The organism is Anaerotignum faecicola (assembly GCF_003865035.1).
GTDB lineage: Bacteria > Bacillota > Clostridia > Lachnospirales > Anaerotignaceae > Anaerotignum_A > Anaerotignum_A faecicola.
On sequence record NZ_BHVZ01000001.1, the window covers coordinates 77,357 to 92,753 of the forward strand.

Annotated in this window: 15 protein-coding genes; 2 read left to right on the plus strand and 13 right to left on the minus strand. The window is 49.4% G+C overall.

The annotated features are described in order from the left end of the window. Positions 1 to 9: 9 nt before the first annotated feature. From EJE48_RS00330 to EJE48_RS00375, 10 genes are all read right to left on the minus strand, one after another. Complete coding sequence (locus tag EJE48_RS00330) at positions 10 to 1,281, minus strand: dihydroorotase (RefSeq protein ID WP_118581928.1); 1,272 nt, start codon at positions 1,279 to 1,281, stop codon at positions 10 to 12. Then, on the minus strand, positions 1,278 to 2,207 hold the full coding sequence (locus tag EJE48_RS00335) for an aspartate carbamoyltransferase catalytic subunit (protein ID WP_016407688.1): 930 nt from the start codon (positions 2,205 to 2,207) through the stop codon (positions 1,278 to 1,280). The genes EJE48_RS00330 and EJE48_RS00335 overlap by 4 nt, the downstream gene beginning before the upstream one ends. A gap of 15 nt (positions 2,208 to 2,222) precedes the next feature. Beyond that, entirely contained in the window at positions 2,223 to 3,137 is a 915-nt protein-coding gene (locus EJE48_RS00340; protein ID WP_118582056.1) for an RluA family pseudouridine synthase, read from the minus strand. Position 3,138: 1 nt separating this feature from the next. Then, positions 3,139 to 3,621, minus strand: a complete 483-nt coding sequence (gene lspA / locus EJE48_RS00345) for a signal peptidase II (protein WP_016407686.1) — start codon at positions 3,619 to 3,621, stop codon at positions 3,139 to 3,141. 81 nt (positions 3,622 to 3,702) lie between these two features. Next, positions 3,703 to 4,182, minus strand: coding sequence for a DivIVA domain-containing protein (locus EJE48_RS00350; protein WP_016407685.1), 480 nt, complete (start codon positions 4,180 to 4,182; stop codon positions 3,703 to 3,705). A gap of 12 nt (positions 4,183 to 4,194) precedes the next feature. Next, positions 4,195 to 4,980 carry a YlmH family RNA-binding protein gene (locus EJE48_RS00355; protein ID WP_118581931.1) on the minus strand — a complete coding sequence of 262 codons (786 nt, stop codon included), beginning with the start codon at positions 4,978 to 4,980 and terminating at the stop codon, positions 4,195 to 4,197. Between the two features lie 4 nt (positions 4,981 to 4,984). After that, positions 4,985 to 5,278, minus strand: coding sequence for a YggT family protein (locus tag EJE48_RS00360; RefSeq protein WP_016407683.1), 294 nt, complete (start codon positions 5,276 to 5,278; stop codon positions 4,985 to 4,987). Positions 5,279 to 5,293: 15 nt separating this feature from the next. After that, positions 5,294 to 5,821 carry a cell division protein SepF gene (locus EJE48_RS00365; RefSeq protein ID WP_016407682.1) on the minus strand — a complete coding sequence of 176 codons (528 nt, stop codon included), beginning with the start codon at positions 5,819 to 5,821 and terminating at the stop codon, positions 5,294 to 5,296. Positions 5,822 to 5,851: 30 nt separating this feature from the next. Then, positions 5,852 to 6,571, minus strand: a complete 720-nt coding sequence (locus tag EJE48_RS00370) for a YggS family pyridoxal phosphate-dependent enzyme (RefSeq protein ID WP_016407681.1) — start codon at positions 6,569 to 6,571, stop codon at positions 5,852 to 5,854. Between the two features lie 39 nt (positions 6,572 to 6,610). Then, the gene (locus tag EJE48_RS00375) at positions 6,611 to 8,212 is read right to left on the minus strand and encodes an HlyD family efflux transporter periplasmic adaptor subunit (protein WP_124984192.1); all 1,602 of its coding nucleotides are present in this window, start codon (positions 8,210 to 8,212) and stop codon (positions 6,611 to 6,613) included. A 260-nt stretch (positions 8,213 to 8,472) separates the two neighbouring features. On the opposite strand from EJE48_RS00375, the gene EJE48_RS00380 reads away from it, so the two are divergent. Beyond that, positions 8,473 to 8,832, plus strand: a complete 360-nt coding sequence (locus tag EJE48_RS00380) for an acylphosphatase (protein WP_118581934.1) — start codon at positions 8,473 to 8,475, stop codon at positions 8,830 to 8,832. A 283-nt stretch (positions 8,833 to 9,115) separates the two neighbouring features. Here EJE48_RS00380 and spoIVA read toward each other — a convergent pair whose 3' ends face one another. From spoIVA to EJE48_RS00395, 3 genes are all read right to left on the minus strand, one after another. Next, positions 9,116 to 10,594: a stage IV sporulation protein A gene (gene spoIVA, locus EJE48_RS00385; RefSeq protein WP_016407678.1), complete on the minus strand. Its 1,479-nt coding sequence runs from the start codon at positions 10,592 to 10,594 to the stop codon at positions 9,116 to 9,118. Positions 10,595 to 11,014: 420 nt separating this feature from the next. Then, entirely contained in the window at positions 11,015 to 13,621 is a 2,607-nt protein-coding gene (locus tag EJE48_RS00390; RefSeq protein WP_118581937.1) for a M56 family metallopeptidase, read from the minus strand. 2 nt (positions 13,622 to 13,623) lie between these two features. Next, complete coding sequence (locus tag EJE48_RS00395) at positions 13,624 to 14,007, minus strand: BlaI/MecI/CopY family transcriptional regulator (protein ID WP_118581940.1); 384 nt, start codon at positions 14,005 to 14,007, stop codon at positions 13,624 to 13,626. A 224-nt stretch (positions 14,008 to 14,231) separates the two neighbouring features. Here EJE48_RS00395 and asnA point away from each other — a divergent pair, with 224 nt between their 5' ends. Next, positions 14,232 to 15,239 carry an aspartate--ammonia ligase gene (gene asnA / locus EJE48_RS00400; RefSeq protein ID WP_118581943.1) on the plus strand — a complete coding sequence of 336 codons (1,008 nt, stop codon included), beginning with the start codon at positions 14,232 to 14,234 and terminating at the stop codon, positions 15,237 to 15,239. Positions 15,240 to 15,397 lie beyond the last annotated feature (158 nt).

The window sequence follows — 15,397 nt, forward strand, 5'->3', positions numbered from 1 at the left end:
TTTATTCATTTAGGTCAGCAGTCTGCCGCCAACCATGGTATAAAGCACCTTGCCGCGCACCTCCTCCGCCGCAAAGGGAGAAAATTTCGCCTTGGATGCAAAATGCTCCGGGTCAATGCGGTGGGTTTCCAGAAAATCTACCACGATAATATCGGCATCCTTTCCCTCTGCCAGGCTTCCCTTATTATATAATTTCAAAATCTCCGCCGGCTTCGCGGACATCAGCCGAATCAGATGCTCCACCGTAATATATCCCGTCTCCACCAGATGCGTATAGCTCAGAGAAAGCGCCGTTTCCAGTGCAGAAATGCCATACGCCGCAACATCAAATTCCCGTTCCTTTTCTGTCATATTTGTAGGGCTGTGACCCGATGCGATAACATCAATCGTCCCATCCATAATTCCCTCAATAATGGCGTAAACATCCTCCTTTGCCCTGAGCGGCGGATTCACCTTCGCAAATGTATCATAATCCCCGATGGCGTCCTCCGTCAGAATAAAATAATGTGGGCACGTTTCGCAGGTCACAGGAACCCCTCTGCCCTTCGCTTCACGAATCAGCTGCACAGAGCCCTTCGTGCTGATGTGCGATAAATGCAGATGCACACCTGTCCGCTCCGCAAGGTTCAGATTTCTTGCAACAATCACTTCCTCCGCCTCTCGCGGCATCCCCGTCAGGCCAAGGCATGCCGCCGTATAGCCCTCATTCATGACACCCACGCCCGAAAGCGACCGATCCTCGCAATGTGTCAGCACGGGCAAATCAAACATCTTCGTATAAATCATTACATTTCTCAGGAATGCGGCAGAATCCGTAAATTCATCCCCATCGGAAATACCGACAATCCCTGCATCGTACATTTCCCCGATTTCCGCAATCTCCTGCCCCTTACAGCCGATAGACATGCTACCGTAGGGATAAATATTTACCAAAGATTTTTCCTTCGATTTGGAAACAATATATTCCACAACCGTTTTATTATCAATGACAGGGTCTGTATTCGGTTCGCAGGTAATCGTTGTAAAGCCGCCGCGCAGTGCCGCACGGGAAGCCGTTGCGATATCCTCGATATATTCATGTCCGGGGTCGCAGATGTTGCAGTGCATGTCAATCAATCCGGACATCACCGTATGTCCGCCGACATCAATCTGCTTCGCCCCCTCAACCTCAAGATTCAGACCGATTTTTTCAATAATCCCATTCTCCACATAAATATCATGGAGCATATCCTTATCATGGGTTGTTCCAAGCACTCTGCAATTTTTCAGAACTGTCTTCATCTGAACGCACCTCCCACCTGAGAAAGGATATAGAACATTGCCATACGCACCGCAACAGAGTTCCCGATTTGGTCATTGATGATACACTGCTTGCTGTCAATCACTCCGGAGGAAATCTCAATCCCCCTCTGAATCGGGCCGGGATGCATCACAATGGCATCCTTCTTTGCATAGCGCAAAAGGTTTTCATCAATACGGAACAGGCGTTTATATTCATCCAGAGAAGGCAGGGATTTCTTATCCTGCTTCTCCATCCGCATGCGTGTTGTCAGGATAACATCCGCATTATTGACTGCCTCTCTGGCATCATAATATACCTCCACCCCGAAATTCTCGATGGCAGGCAGCATCAGCGTCGGCGGTCCCGAAACGCAGACCTCCGCGCCCAGCTTCGTCAGACCCCAGATGTTGCTTTTGGAAACGCGGCTATGCAGCAAATCCCCAATGATGGCAACCTTCAGCCCCTCAAAGCCGCCCTTTTGCTCCCGAATCGTCAGAAGGTCAAGCAGAGACTGTCCGGGGTTTTCATTAAAGCCATCCCCCGCATTGATGACAGAAGCCTCCACACAGCTTGCCAGCAGTCTCGGCGCGCCCGCCATGGAATGACGCAGAATAATAAAATCCGCCCCCATCTGATCCATCAGCTGTCCGATATCCTGCAAACTTTCCTTCTCAATGGAATGTACCGTATTTGTCATATCAATCACATTTGCGCTGAGGTACTGCGCCGCAAGCTCATACGCCAGCTTCGCTCTGGCACTCTGCTCATAAAAAAGCATGATAACAGATTTTCCCTGCAAATGCGGTGTTTTCTTATCCTTCTGGTTCAAAATATATTTCATCGTTTCGGCAGTCCCAAGAATATAGCGGATATCATCCGCAGACATTCCCCGTAAGCCGAAAAAATCCTTCTTATGCAGCGGCATGTTACTCCCTCCTACTTATTTCCGCAGTCGTTCCAGCAATGCTTCAAAATAAGGCGGCAAAGGTGCCTCAAATTCCAGATATTCCCCTGTGCGCGGGTGAATAAAGCCCAGCACACGGGCATGCAGTGCCTGTCCCTCTAAGTGAATCGGCTGCTTCTTCGGGCCGTATACCATGTCACCCAGAAGCGGATGCCCGATATAGGTCATGTGTACGCGAATCTGGTGTGTCCGCCCCGTTTCCAGCTGCGCCTCAATCAGTGTAAATTTTTCCATTCTTTCGATCACGCGATAATGCGTCACCGCATGGCGGCTGTGCTTCTGCGTCACCGCCATTTTCTTTCTGTCCTGTGGATTTCTGCCGATAGGCTCGTCCACCGTCCCCTCGTCCTCCGTAAAACCGTTGTAGACCACCGCATTATATTTTCTCGTAATGCTGTGCTCTGCAAGCTGTGCCGCCAGAGACTGATGCGCCATATCGTTTTTCGCAACCATCAGCACCCCGGAGGTATCCTTATCAATGCGATGCACGATTCCGGGGCGTTTCTCCCCGTTAATGCCGCTCAGCTCGTCTCCGCAGTGAAACATCAGCGCATTGACCAATGTGCCGCTCGTATGTCCGGGAGCCGGATGCACCACCATCCCCTGTGGCTTATTCACCACGATGACATCCGCATCCTCATATAAAATATCCAGCGGGATATCCTCCGGCAGAATTTCAACCTCCTTCACCTCAGGCACCTCTACATCAATGATGTCCCTCTCCCGCAGCTTATAATTTGCTTTTGTCCTTCCGCCATTCAGCGTGATATGCCCTTCCTCAATCAGCTTCTGCACACCGCTGCGCGAAAGATTTTCCATGGCATCCGCAAGAAAAACGTCAATTCTTGTCCCAACGTCCTCCTGCTCCGCCCCAAAGGTAAAATATTCCATTTCATTCATCCTTTTTCTTCTTCAAATCCAAATCCTCATCCTTCAGCACAAATACAATCAGAAGCACCATCAGGATGACCCCTGCGACAACATAAATATCTGCCACATTAAACACAGGCCAGTCAAAGAAGGTGAATTCAAAAAAATCCACCACATAGCCGCGGCATACGCGGTCAATAATATTGCCGACCGCGCCCGAAAGCACCAATAAAAGTGCCGCGCGCAGGGGAAGATATGCCTTCTTTTTCGGCAGTGTGCGGTAAAAATAAATCAGCGCACCGGCGATTACGCCTGTCAGCACCAAAATCAGCCACCTCTGCCCGGAGAGCATCCCGAAGGCAACCCCTCTGTTTTCCACAAACGTCAAATCCAGAAAGCCGTCCACCACCGTCATGCTGTGAATCGGCTTCAGGCTTCCCAATGCCCAGAGCTTTGTCCCCTGGTCTAATAAAATCAGTAGTATCGTTATCAAAATCGGTATCATATTCAATCACCCTTTCGGAAGATTTTTGCATTATACAAAACGAGCCACGGCAAGAAGACCCCGCCGCAGCTTGTCTGTTTTTTATTTTGTTTCCTGTGCCTTTGCTTCTTTTTCTGCCAGAACCTCGCCCTTGTCCAGCAGCTCGATTTCTGCATAAAGCAGCAGCTTGATTCTTGTTTTCATCAGTTCGTAACGGCTTTCCAGTCCGGAAATCTTCTGTTCCAGCTCATACGCCTTTGTTCTTGCGGATGCCAGAATATCCTCTGCCTGCTGCTTCGCACTGTTGATGATGGCATCGCCATCTGCTTTTGCCGCCGCCTTTGTTTCCTCCGCAGCCGCCTCCGCAAGGCTTAATGTACGTTCAATGGATTTTTCGAGATGCTTCAACCGGTCGGTATCCTCAGCCACAGCCTCTGTCTTTGATTTTTCCTTCTGGCTTTCCTTATACAGCTTCTCATAGTCCTCATAGATGTCATCCAAAAAGGTATCTACTTCTTCGGGGGAATAGCCTACAGCTACCTTCTTAAAGTCCTTGGTTGCGATATCGTTCGGTGTGATCACGAAAAAACCTCCTTATACATATTTTTCAATTTCCAATCCGATTCTGTCTTTTTTGGTTCTGCCGCCGATTTCCTTCACGCGAAACCGCCCGAAGCCGCGCAGGCTCACCAAATCCCCTTCCTTTAACAGATGGGATGTGCTTGTTACAATATTCCAGTTCACCTGTGCCTTTTCCGCATGGATGAGCGTCTGCGTTTTCCCTCTTGCCAGATGAAATGCCTCACTTGCCACCGCATCTAGCCGCATGGATGCCACCGTTAAGCGTCTTGCCTCCGTCTGCCTTTGGGGAATGTCCTCCGCCTGCTCCGTTTCCTCCGCCACTACCGCGGTTCTGGAAACCTGCTCCAGCACAGCCGTTATGTATGGCGAAATTTCCTCCGCCACAAAGCAGACCGCCGTATCCTCCGCCACCAGAATATCGCCCACCTTGCCGCGGTCAATGCCCAGCCCAAGGAGGGAGCCGAGATAATCTCTGTGGCTCAGATCCGTCTGTCCGAATTTTTTACTTTTTCTTCTGATTTTTACAATTTTAATCGGGAATTCCTCTGCCGCAAGCGGTTCTGTAAAAAAGCCCATCATCTGCCGCTCGCAGTCCTCCGTTCCGCCGAAAAGCGTAATCTCCAGCTCCCGAAGTCCCTGCAGCCGTTCCCGAAATCTTGCACATTTTGCCCGATCCATGAAATCCGTGAACGCAGGCTCTCTGCGCTTCATCGCAAAAATCGCCTGATCCAGCGCCTTTGCAAACAGCAGCCGCTCCTCGCCCTCCGGTACGCTTTTCAATAATGCCTGTCTGTCCATGGCATCAGAACATCCGAATGGCTGCAACCAGAAGGGTCTGCACCAATCTCATCAGGATTAACGCAAAAATAGGGGAAAAATCAAGCCCCATGCCGCCGCCGAGCGGGGATTTATCTACCATATTTCTCACAGGCCCCAGAATCGGCTCTGTCAGCTGATACAGCAAACGCCCAATGCTGCTGTTATAGCCAACGCCGAAGGGCAGCCAGGAAAACAGGATACGCACGAAGATGAGAATTTCCAATACATAGAAAAATACACCAATCGCACTAATCAGCAATGCCTGTATACTATTCAATCCGCAAAACCACCTTTATCTGGCATTTGTCCCATTCATCCAAGGGAGCAGAACGCCTTTTGTTTTTAATTCTTCTTTAAAATCACCGGAAATATCCACATTTTCTGGCGCAATAATAAAAATATTATTGGCTACGCGCTGAATGGAGCCCTCCAGAGAATAGCAGGTGCCGCTCAAAAAGTCCATAATGCGCTGCGCAATGGGGTATTCCACCTTTTCCAGATTGACTACAACAGGACGTTTGGTTTTAATCTGGTCACAGATTTCCTGTGCATCCTCGTAACATTCAGGCTTGATGATAACTACCTGCATCTGTACGCTTGTGTTCACGCTGTAAATCTGGGGATTTGCCGCGTTCTTCGGAGCCGCCTTACGGGGCGCAGGTGCGCTGTATTCCGTCTCTCTTGCGTCACGCAGACCATAATTCTCTCTTACGGGTGCAGGGGCAGGTGCCGCTGTATCGTAATCATCCTCATAGTAATCATCATCGTCTTCATATTCGCCAAACATTAAGTCTTTCATTCTGTCAAAAATCTTCGCCACAATACGTTCCTCCTAAGCTGTTTCTATTGCTCATCCTTTGTTGGGATAATATCTTTCTCCGAAAATACCTGTGCCCACGCGGACAATGGTCGCACCCTCTTCGATGGCAACCTCGTAATCGCCCGTCATCCCCATGGATAAGGTATCCATCTTTATATTATCAATTTTTTTCCCGTTCATGTCAACCAGTAATTCTCTCATTTGACGAAAAACTTCTCTGTTTTCCTCCTGATTTTCAACAAAAGGCGCAACCGTCATCAGCCCACGCACGCGAATATGCTGCATTTTCGCAATCTCTCTGAGCAGCGCTTCGGTATCCTCCGGCTTCACGCCGAATTTGCTTTCCTCCGCTGCCATGTTCACCTCAATCAGAATATCCATCACAATATCCTTCTGTGCCGCGCGCTTTTCAATTTCCTCCGCCAGCTTCAGGCTTTCCACAGAATGAATCATATCCACCTTATCAATGATATATTTCACCTTGTTTGTCTGCAAATGCCCAATTAAGTGCCAGTGGATTCTCTCTCCCTCCGGCGCATATTCCATCATCGGCTCATATTTTTCCATGATTTCCTGCACCTTGTTTTCGCCCAGAGAAAGACACCCTGCCTGCACCGCCTCGCCAATCAGCTCCACAGGCTTTGTCTTGCTGACTGCCAACAGAAGTACGTCCTCCGCCGTTCTGCCGCTTTTTTCTGCGGCTGCCGCAATTTTTGCTCTCACATTCTGAATATTTTCAACTACGCTCATATTTCTGCCTTCTTTCTATCTCTTTATCCATCCGGACGCTTAAAAAACGCTGTCGCCCTCCTTGATATTTTTTGCATCGGAAACAATCGTATCGTATGGCTGCAGCCCCGTTGTGCTGCCTGCCTGCACAATGGCGTATTCCTGATTCTGTTCCACAACATCAATTACAACAAACTTCGCGATGGAGCTGTTTGCCACATAAACCCCTGCGTGCGGCAGCAGCTCGGAAAGCGTTACCTGTGCGGCATCCTCGCCTGTACCCTGCAGCACAACGTCGCCTGTTTTCAGTCCGCTGTCCTCCAATTCAATGTAAACCGCATCCTCATCGCTCGTCACAGCGGTAATGTCGGTAAATTTCGTGCTGCTTCCCTTCACAAGCAAAACACCCGTATTGCCCATGCTTTCCGTCAGACAGCTTCTGGGGATTTTCAGCAGGGATTTTTCCACAATCGCATCATTGGGAATCTTCAGACCCTCTGTCACAGTCCCCTCTAAGCTGAAGGAAATCGTGCGGCTTTCCATGAAGTCCTCCATGTGCTCATAGCTTGAGAAAACAACCTTTGTCTGCTTATCTCCTGCGGTGAGGCTTTCCACATCTGCGCTGATTTTGTAGGTTTCTTCCTCCGTCATCATATTCAGGGTACGGCTTGTTTTGCCTGCCTCCCAGCCTGCTACGGCGTTGTTCGGCAGATATGCAACCACATACCACTTGTTATCCGTAATAATCTTAAAGAGCGGATCGCCCTTGGCAACGCTTTTCGCCTTGGAGATATACTGTGTCTTTGCATCCCCGATCTGCTTTTCCGTTACCTGCTCCGCCTTGTCGGGTGTCAGCTTTTTCTCCATCCCGTCATAGCTCAGACAAAGCACACCTGCCTCCGATGCCGTCAGCGCACTTTGGTTCTGCGCCAGCTGCTGCTCGTACACATTTCTTTCCTCTGTCAGCTGTGAAAGGCTATCCACATTCTCTGTCAGCCAAATTTCGTTTCTCTGATCCATAAAGGAGGTCACTTGGCTTTTCAGCGTATACATATAGGAAAGGCTCGACCGCATGGAACGCCCTGCATAGGCATCCACCGTCCGGCTCACGTTATCCTCCAAACGGGAAATATCCTCCGAAAAGGCAGATAAATCCGTTCTTGCCTTCTGGCTTTTCAGAATATCCTTATCAATCTGGTTCAGCTTGCTTTCCAGCGCATCCGTTGAATCCGTATCCTTTACCGTGCAGACCACTGCGCCCTTCGGCACATAGTCCCCCTGCGAATACTGATAATACGGCTGCCCGTCTCTGGTGCTGTCCACCACATATTCCTCCCGAAGGATCAGCCCCGTATAAACCTCAGGCGTATCAATCGTGCCGTATGCCACCGTTTCCACATCAATATCAGAGCCCTTTATCGCAAGGCTGCCAATCTGCCCCACCAGATACAGCGCAATGATTGCAAATACAAGCAAAGGCATCATCATGTGGCTGCCTCTTCTTCTCTGCCTGTGCTTCTTCCTCTTTGCAGGATGCGGTGTCTGCGCATAGCCCATCTGCGCCTGCTGCCATTCGCGTGCCTGTCTCTCCGCCTGCGCCTGTCGTCTCTGCCGTTCTCTTTGCAGATTGTAGACATTGTCCCTTGTGGGATAACGGTTCACAGGTGCCTCCGGTCGGGGCGGTCTTCTTTTTTTTCTATTCCCTGAGGAACCTTTTTTCATGGGAATCCCCCTGTTCCTTTTCTTCACTCGCCCCATATTGCGGGCATAATACCATAAGTAATTTTGATTATAATACAAAAAAAAGAAAAGGTAAACCTCCCTAATCGAACTCTAAGAAAAATCTTTTCAAAAGACGGCTGGCAAATGCGTTCCTTCTTTGTTATAATGTATAAACAGAAAAACAAATAGGTGGTGATTGCATGAAACCCATTGAAGCATTAAAATCCGCAAGAAATACTTATATCTGCCATCAGGTGAATCGCGTCCGATTGCCCGATTTTGAAGAAAACCGCTTTGTCCGCCGCCATATCACCTTCCACGGACGTGTACAAAAGGTCGGCTTTCGCATCGAGCTGGCGCAGATGGCAGAAAGACTGGAGCTGACCGGCTGGGTAAAAAATGCCGAAAATGGGGAGGTTATCGCAGAGGTGCAGGGCTTTGAAAGCCGCATCCGCTTCCTGCTGAAATTCATGAATTCCCTCAAACGCATCAAAATCAGAAAAATGGATAATAAACCCCATTCCATACGGGAAGATGAAACAACCTTTAAAATTCTATAAACAATCAAAAAGCTGAGGAAAAATTCCCCAGCTTCAGACTGTAGACAAAGTAATTTTGAGGCAGCGGAAGGGCTTGGGAAACGAACTGTTCATTACTTTGCTACGCAAAGCAGGCTTCGCCTGCCGCCCCTTCTTGGGCGGTAAGTATTTTCCCGAATAGTATCCGCAGTCGGAATTCATTTCCGGCGAGGAAAACAGCGAGTTTCAAGGCTTTTTAGCCGATGGAACTCGTCTGTTTATTCTTCTGTCCAAACAAGTCGAAATCCTGATTTCGACTTATTCTTTACAAAATAATACAAATCAATCCGCCGCTGCCCTCGTTCACAATCTTTTGCAGCGTCTCCTGCAGCTTCATCTGTGCATCCTCCGGCATCCGATAAATTTTATTCTGCATCCCGTCACTGACCATAGAGCTCAGCGTCCGCCCGAAAATATTCAAATCCCAGATTTTCTCCGGCTCCGATTCGTAATCCGCAATCAGTCGGTCGATAAACTCCCGCGACTGCTCCTCGTTCCCGATGATTGGCGAAACCTCCGTTTCTACGTCTGCCTTGATTAAATGAATAGATTCTCCCTTTGCGCGCAGCTTAATGCCGTAGCGGCTTCCCTGCTTAAATACCTCAGGCTTCTCCAGCGTAATTTCCTCAAACACCGGTGTCACCACACCGTAGCCCTTCCGCCGCACATCGTTCAGCGCCGTCGCAATCTTGTCATATTCCTGCTTCGTTTCCGAAAGCATTTTTATCGTAGAAATAAGCGCATAGTCATTTTCAATCGGCATCTCCACCGTTTCGCTCAGAATCTGATAGAATAACCCATCCGCAAAATTAAGCGCAATCTCCGCCGCGCCCTCTCCCGGCAAAATTCGGTCGGTATATGCCTTTTTCAGAAAATCCGTTTCCCCAAGCGTCCCGATTGCCTGCTCCACATCCGCAAGCTTCTCCACCTGCGCCATCACGCCCTTCAGCGCATCCGTCAAGCCCTGCTTCAGCCAATGTCCCTGCTCCAGTGTTTCCACCCATCCGGGGAAAAAGAACCGAAGCTCGCGCAATGGGAACTGATACAGCATCCGCTCCAAAATCCTCCGAATGTCCTCCGCCTTCAGCTGCGCCGCATTGACCGCCAACACAGGCACGCCGTATTTTTTCTCCAACTCGCTCCGCAGGCTCTCTGTGCTGTCGCTGTAGGGTGCGGCGGTGTTCAGCAGAATCAAAAACGGCTTGCCCAATTCCTGCAGCTCTGCAACCACCCGTTCCTCTGCCTCCTCATAATTTTCCCGCGGCAGCTCGGTCACGCTCCCGTCCGTTGTCACTACCATCCCTATGGTGGAATGGTCGGTAATGACCTTTTTCGTCCCCAGCTCCGCCGCTTCGCGAAAGGGCATCGCATTCTCCGCCCATGGCGTATGTACCATTCTGGGGCTGTCCCCGTCCATGTCGCCCTCTGCCCCCGGCACCAGATACCCCACGCAGTCAATCATCCGCACGCGCACATCTGCATTGTCTCCCAAGGAAATTTCCACCGCTTCATTCGGCACAAATTTCGGCTCTGTCGTCATGATTGTCCTTCCGCTTGCCGATTGCGGCAGTTCGTCCTTCGCCCGCTCCCTCGTGTAGGTGTTTGCAATGTGCGGCAGCACCAGCAAATCCATAAACCGCTTGATAAAGGTCGATTTCCCTGTTCTCACAGGTCCCACCACGCCGATATAAATGTCTCCGCCCGTCCGCTCCGCAATGTCCTGATAAATATTGAATGTTTCCATGCCTTTTCCTCCGTTTCTTTCGCAACTGTATCCATACAATGCAATTTATGGAAAATCAAACAGGAATATGCCAATTCTTTTGCAGACAGCGAAAAACCCCTGCCTTCGCAGGGGTTCCAGACTGTAGACAAAGTAGTTTTGAGGCAGCAGAAGGGCTTGGGAAACAAATTGTTCATTACTTTGCTACGCAAAGCAGGCTTCGCCTGCCGCCCCTTCTTGGGCGGTAAGTAGTTTCCCAAATGGAATCCGCAGTCGGAATTCATTTCCGACGAGGAAAACAGCGAGTTTCGAGGCTTTTAAGCTGATGGAACTCGTCTGTTTATTCTTCTGTCTTAGCAAGTCGAAATCCTGATTTCGACTTAGGGTGTCGACAAAGTCGACACCCTAAAACCCCTGCCTTCGCAGGGGTTCAAACATCCTTTATTCATCGTAGGTTGGCGTAATGTCAATAAATTTACTGATTTTTTTGATATTCTTCTCCTCCATATAGGAGTCAAAATAAATCGGCAGCTCCACTCCGCCATAATTTGCCTTCATATAATAAATCATATTCTGCCACAGCAGCATCTGACAGGCATCGCTATCATAGGAAATCATCTTTTTCGCCAGTGCATTGTCTCCGTCGCACATCTTCTTGATGGAATCCGCATAATAGCTGCCGTCCTCCGCCTGTGTCCAGTCCGTCAGAATCCATTTGCCATTCCGCTTTTCAAAATCCAGTCTGCTCGGCACCACAGAACCGCCCCGCTCAAAGAGCGCATAGCCCTTCTTCGTACGGCTCATGGTGTAGCTGGAATCGAAAATCACCGCAAACACCTGCATCCTATTTCCGTTTTCCTTTATTCCCTCAATCAGCGGTGCATAAATCGTTGTGGTATATCCGGCGTTGCTGTATTTGTTAAATCTGTCACTCAACGCCGTATAAACCGCACGCAGGCGTTCATCCTTTCCTGCCGCCACAACGCTGTATTGATCCGCGCCGCCCATGGAATATTTCTTCGCCAAATCCTCCGTATAAAGCGTTGTATCCGTATCACCATAGGTAAAGAACGCACAATACGTCGAATCCGTTGCAGTATAATTCCGATACCATTCCGTCGGTGTCGGCAGAACATCCTTATCTCTGTGCTCGCCCAGAATATCCTGACATGCGCTCGTCTTGATGTAGCCCTCTAAGTCGTCCCTGATACTTCCCTCCGCAAATTCGGAAAGAAACGCTCTGAGCGCAGGCTCTCCCAGCTTGACCAGCTCATCATACTGTGTACATTTCAGATAATCCGCATAATTGGAGGAGGTCAGCTTCTGCGCCGCAATCTCACTTGCCAGACTGTCCGCCAGAATCATCTGATAGGATAGGCTTTGATCTTCCTTCGTTTCTTCGAGAAAATCTCCGGAGGCCATCTCCTGCATCCGTTCCTGTGCCGCCGCAGCATCCATCTGAGACAGTGCAAGAATCTGCTCGGGTGTCGAAATCCCTTCATAGAAATATCGGTTTATCGTCAGCACAAAATTACGGAAGGTTCCCTCGTCGCTCGCAAAATCACGCAAATCCTGCTCCCCGAAGTATTTCTTCGCCTGCTCTCTGTTAAAGCTAAAGGACGTTACCACCTGTCCGTCCGCCGCATCCGCATGGTGCAGAGAAAGATTATAATCTCCCGCATTCTCCACCAGTACAAGGAAAATCATCCCCTGAATCTGCATCCAGCGGTCATCCGTATAGCTTTCCCCGCCAACGGTATACGCGGTTTCCTCGTTGCTTTGCCATTGCAGATGCCTTCTCACGCCGTAAGGCTCCTTGTCTGTATAAAGTTCAATTCCCTCGCTGTCATTCGTCACCCCTTCGGGCAGTGGCAGTAACCCCAGAATTTTTCCAACGCCGATATGGTCGCCGATATATTGCAGCTTCGCGCCATAAAGCTCATGCACTGTTTCCTCTGTGTAGTCTCCGTAAACCGTACCAGAAAGTGTCTTTTCCGTCGTTTCGCTTTCCGCACAGCCGACAAACGCCGTACCGCCGCAGACCACCAACGCTGCCGCAAGGAATAAAGCAATGCCGCGCTTTTTCTGCGTCATATCGAAAATATTTTCAAACCGCATCTTCAATTCCTCCTTTCCGCCCGAAAAAGCCGTACTCATCTGCATATTTTTGCTTTTCGCCTCGCGCACTGTCTGCAGGATTGCCATGCTGTATGCCTCGCGCTCCGCCATGCCGCAGTCCGCCATCACCACAAGGTCGCAGGAAAGCTCCATGTCCTTTTCCGCAAGGTGTGCCATCCAATGCACAAAGGGGTTGAAAAAATGCAGTGCTCTTGCCCACAGCAGAAGCCCCTTGAACCAGAGATCCTTCCGCTTGCAGTGCGTCAGCTCATGCTTCAGAATCAGCCGCATTTCCGCAGGCTCCCGCTCCTCGGAATTCAGATACACCGCCGTTCTGAAAAGCCCGACACAAAGCGGACTCGGCAACGCCTCACAGAAATAAATCGCAGGTCGCTTTTCCATCCCCGTTTCCCTGCAAAGTGTATAATAGGTATCCAGAACAGACGCATCCATGATTTTTCTTCTGTTTCGCTTCAACATTCTCCGAAAATCATAATATTTCCATCCCTGCCAAGCCAGAAACCCAAGCACACCGCCAAGCCACAGCACATAAGGATATGCAAGAAGAAAATCAAAGGCATCCCTCTTTTCCGCGCTTTCCTCCTGTGTCTGCTCCGCAGGGGCAATCGGCGTTGCCGGCTCTGTCGGCTCTGCCGTATCCCTCTGCACAAAATAATCCGGTGTTCTCTGCGCCAGTACCTCTCGTGTGCTGCTCTGCACCGAAGGCACCTGTACCTGCATTATCTCCATTCGCCCCGGCAGGCTCAGCTGTATCGGCACGCAAAGCCGTATCGCCACCACAAGCCACACCAGATACCGCCATCTTGCCCCATAGCGTTTCCCCAGAAGATTTGAGCAAATTGCCAGAATCAGAATCACAGGAACGGCAAACAGGCTCATTTCCCAGATTGTCTGAAAAATTTTCTCCATTTTTATGCACCTCCCGTTTTCGAGCGAATGAATGCCGCCAGTTCATCTAAATCCTCCTCGGTAATGGAATGGCTGTCATATAGGCTTGCCACCAGCTTCGTCACAGAATGGTTATTCACCTTTTCCAGAAATGCCTTATTTTCCACCGCCAGATACTCCTTCTCCGCCACCAGCGGGGTATAAAATCGGTTCTTTCCTTCCTTATAGCTTTCCAGAAAGCCGCGGTCAATCAAACGGTTCAGCAAGGTCTGCAAAGCAGAAACATTCCAGGGGCGTTGTTCCTCCAGACTCGCCTTCACCTCCGAGGTAGAAAGTGTTCTGCCACTCTCCCAGATGACCTTCATAATTTCCAGCTCCGTATCCGGCAATCGCATCAGCTCCGCCATGTGTCTCCCTCCAATCTCTTACAAATGTAGGATTTATACTTTTCTATATCATACAACTGTAGGAGTTCTTTGTCAAGCCTTTTCCTATACCCCCTATCCGTTTTTCTGATGGAAACTTCCCTTGACAAAATCTGCTTCTGTGTTATCCTAAATGGTATGGATAAGCTTTTATCAATAATATTTTATGAAAAAATATGAGAAACAGCAGAAAAGAGGTGCTTGCGATGAGCAAAACATATATTCCGGAAGGCTATCATTCCGAACTAACCTTATATGAAACACAGAATGCCATCGGCGTGATCCACCACGCTTTTGAAGAACATCTGGGACAGACACTGAATCTGAAACGTGTTTCCGCCCCTCTGTTCGTTGACCCCCATACAGGTCTGAACGATAATCTCAGCGGCGTAGAACGCCCCGTAAGCTTTGAAATTCCCGCAACAGGCACAACCGCAGAGGTTGTTCATTCTCTGGCAAAGTGGAAACGCATGGCACTGTATCGTTATGATTTCCGCCCCGGCAAGGGTCTGTTTACCAATATGAACGCCATCCGCAGAGATGAAACACTGGATAACCTGCACTCCATCTATGTAGACCAGTGGGATTGGGAAAGAGTTATCACTCCCGAAAAGAGAAATGTCGAAGAGCTGAAATTCACTGTGCAGGGCATCGTTCTTGCAATCTGCGATACGCTCGAAGTCGTAAAGAAAAAATACCCCCGCATCACAACCGAGCTGTGCCGCGAGGTAACCTTTATCACCTCTCAGGAGCTGGAAGATAAATACCCCGACCTGACCCCCAAGGAAAGAGAAAATGCCATTGTCAAGGAGCATAAAACCGTATTCATCATGCAGATTGGCGATAAGCTGCGTTCCGGCGAGCCCCATGACAGCCGTTCTCCGGATTATGATGACTGGCAGTTAAACGGCGACCTGCTGTTCTATAACGCTGTTCTGGATAACGCTCTGGAAATTTCCTCCATGGGTATCCGTGTTGATGCAGCCGCTCTGGATGAACAGCTGAGAAAGGCAGGCTGTGATAACCGCAGAAACCTGCCCTACCATAGAATGCTTCTGGAAGGCAAGCTGCCCTGCACCATCGGCGGCGGTATCGGTCAATCCAGACTGTGCATGCTGCTTCTTGGCAAGGCGCATATCGGCGAGGTGCAGTCCTCCATCTGGGATCAGGAAACCATTGATACCTGTAAGGCAGCAGGTGTTGCACTGCTGTAAATTTAAGTCGAAATCTATAAACGACCGCGAAATCGCGGTCGTTTTTTATACCTGTTTTTTTCCAATCTTCCTCTGATTTTAATTTACATCCAAAAATTTTTGTGCTATCATAAAACCAATTTTGAAGGAGCCTCACATACGAAAGAGAAAGAGGGATT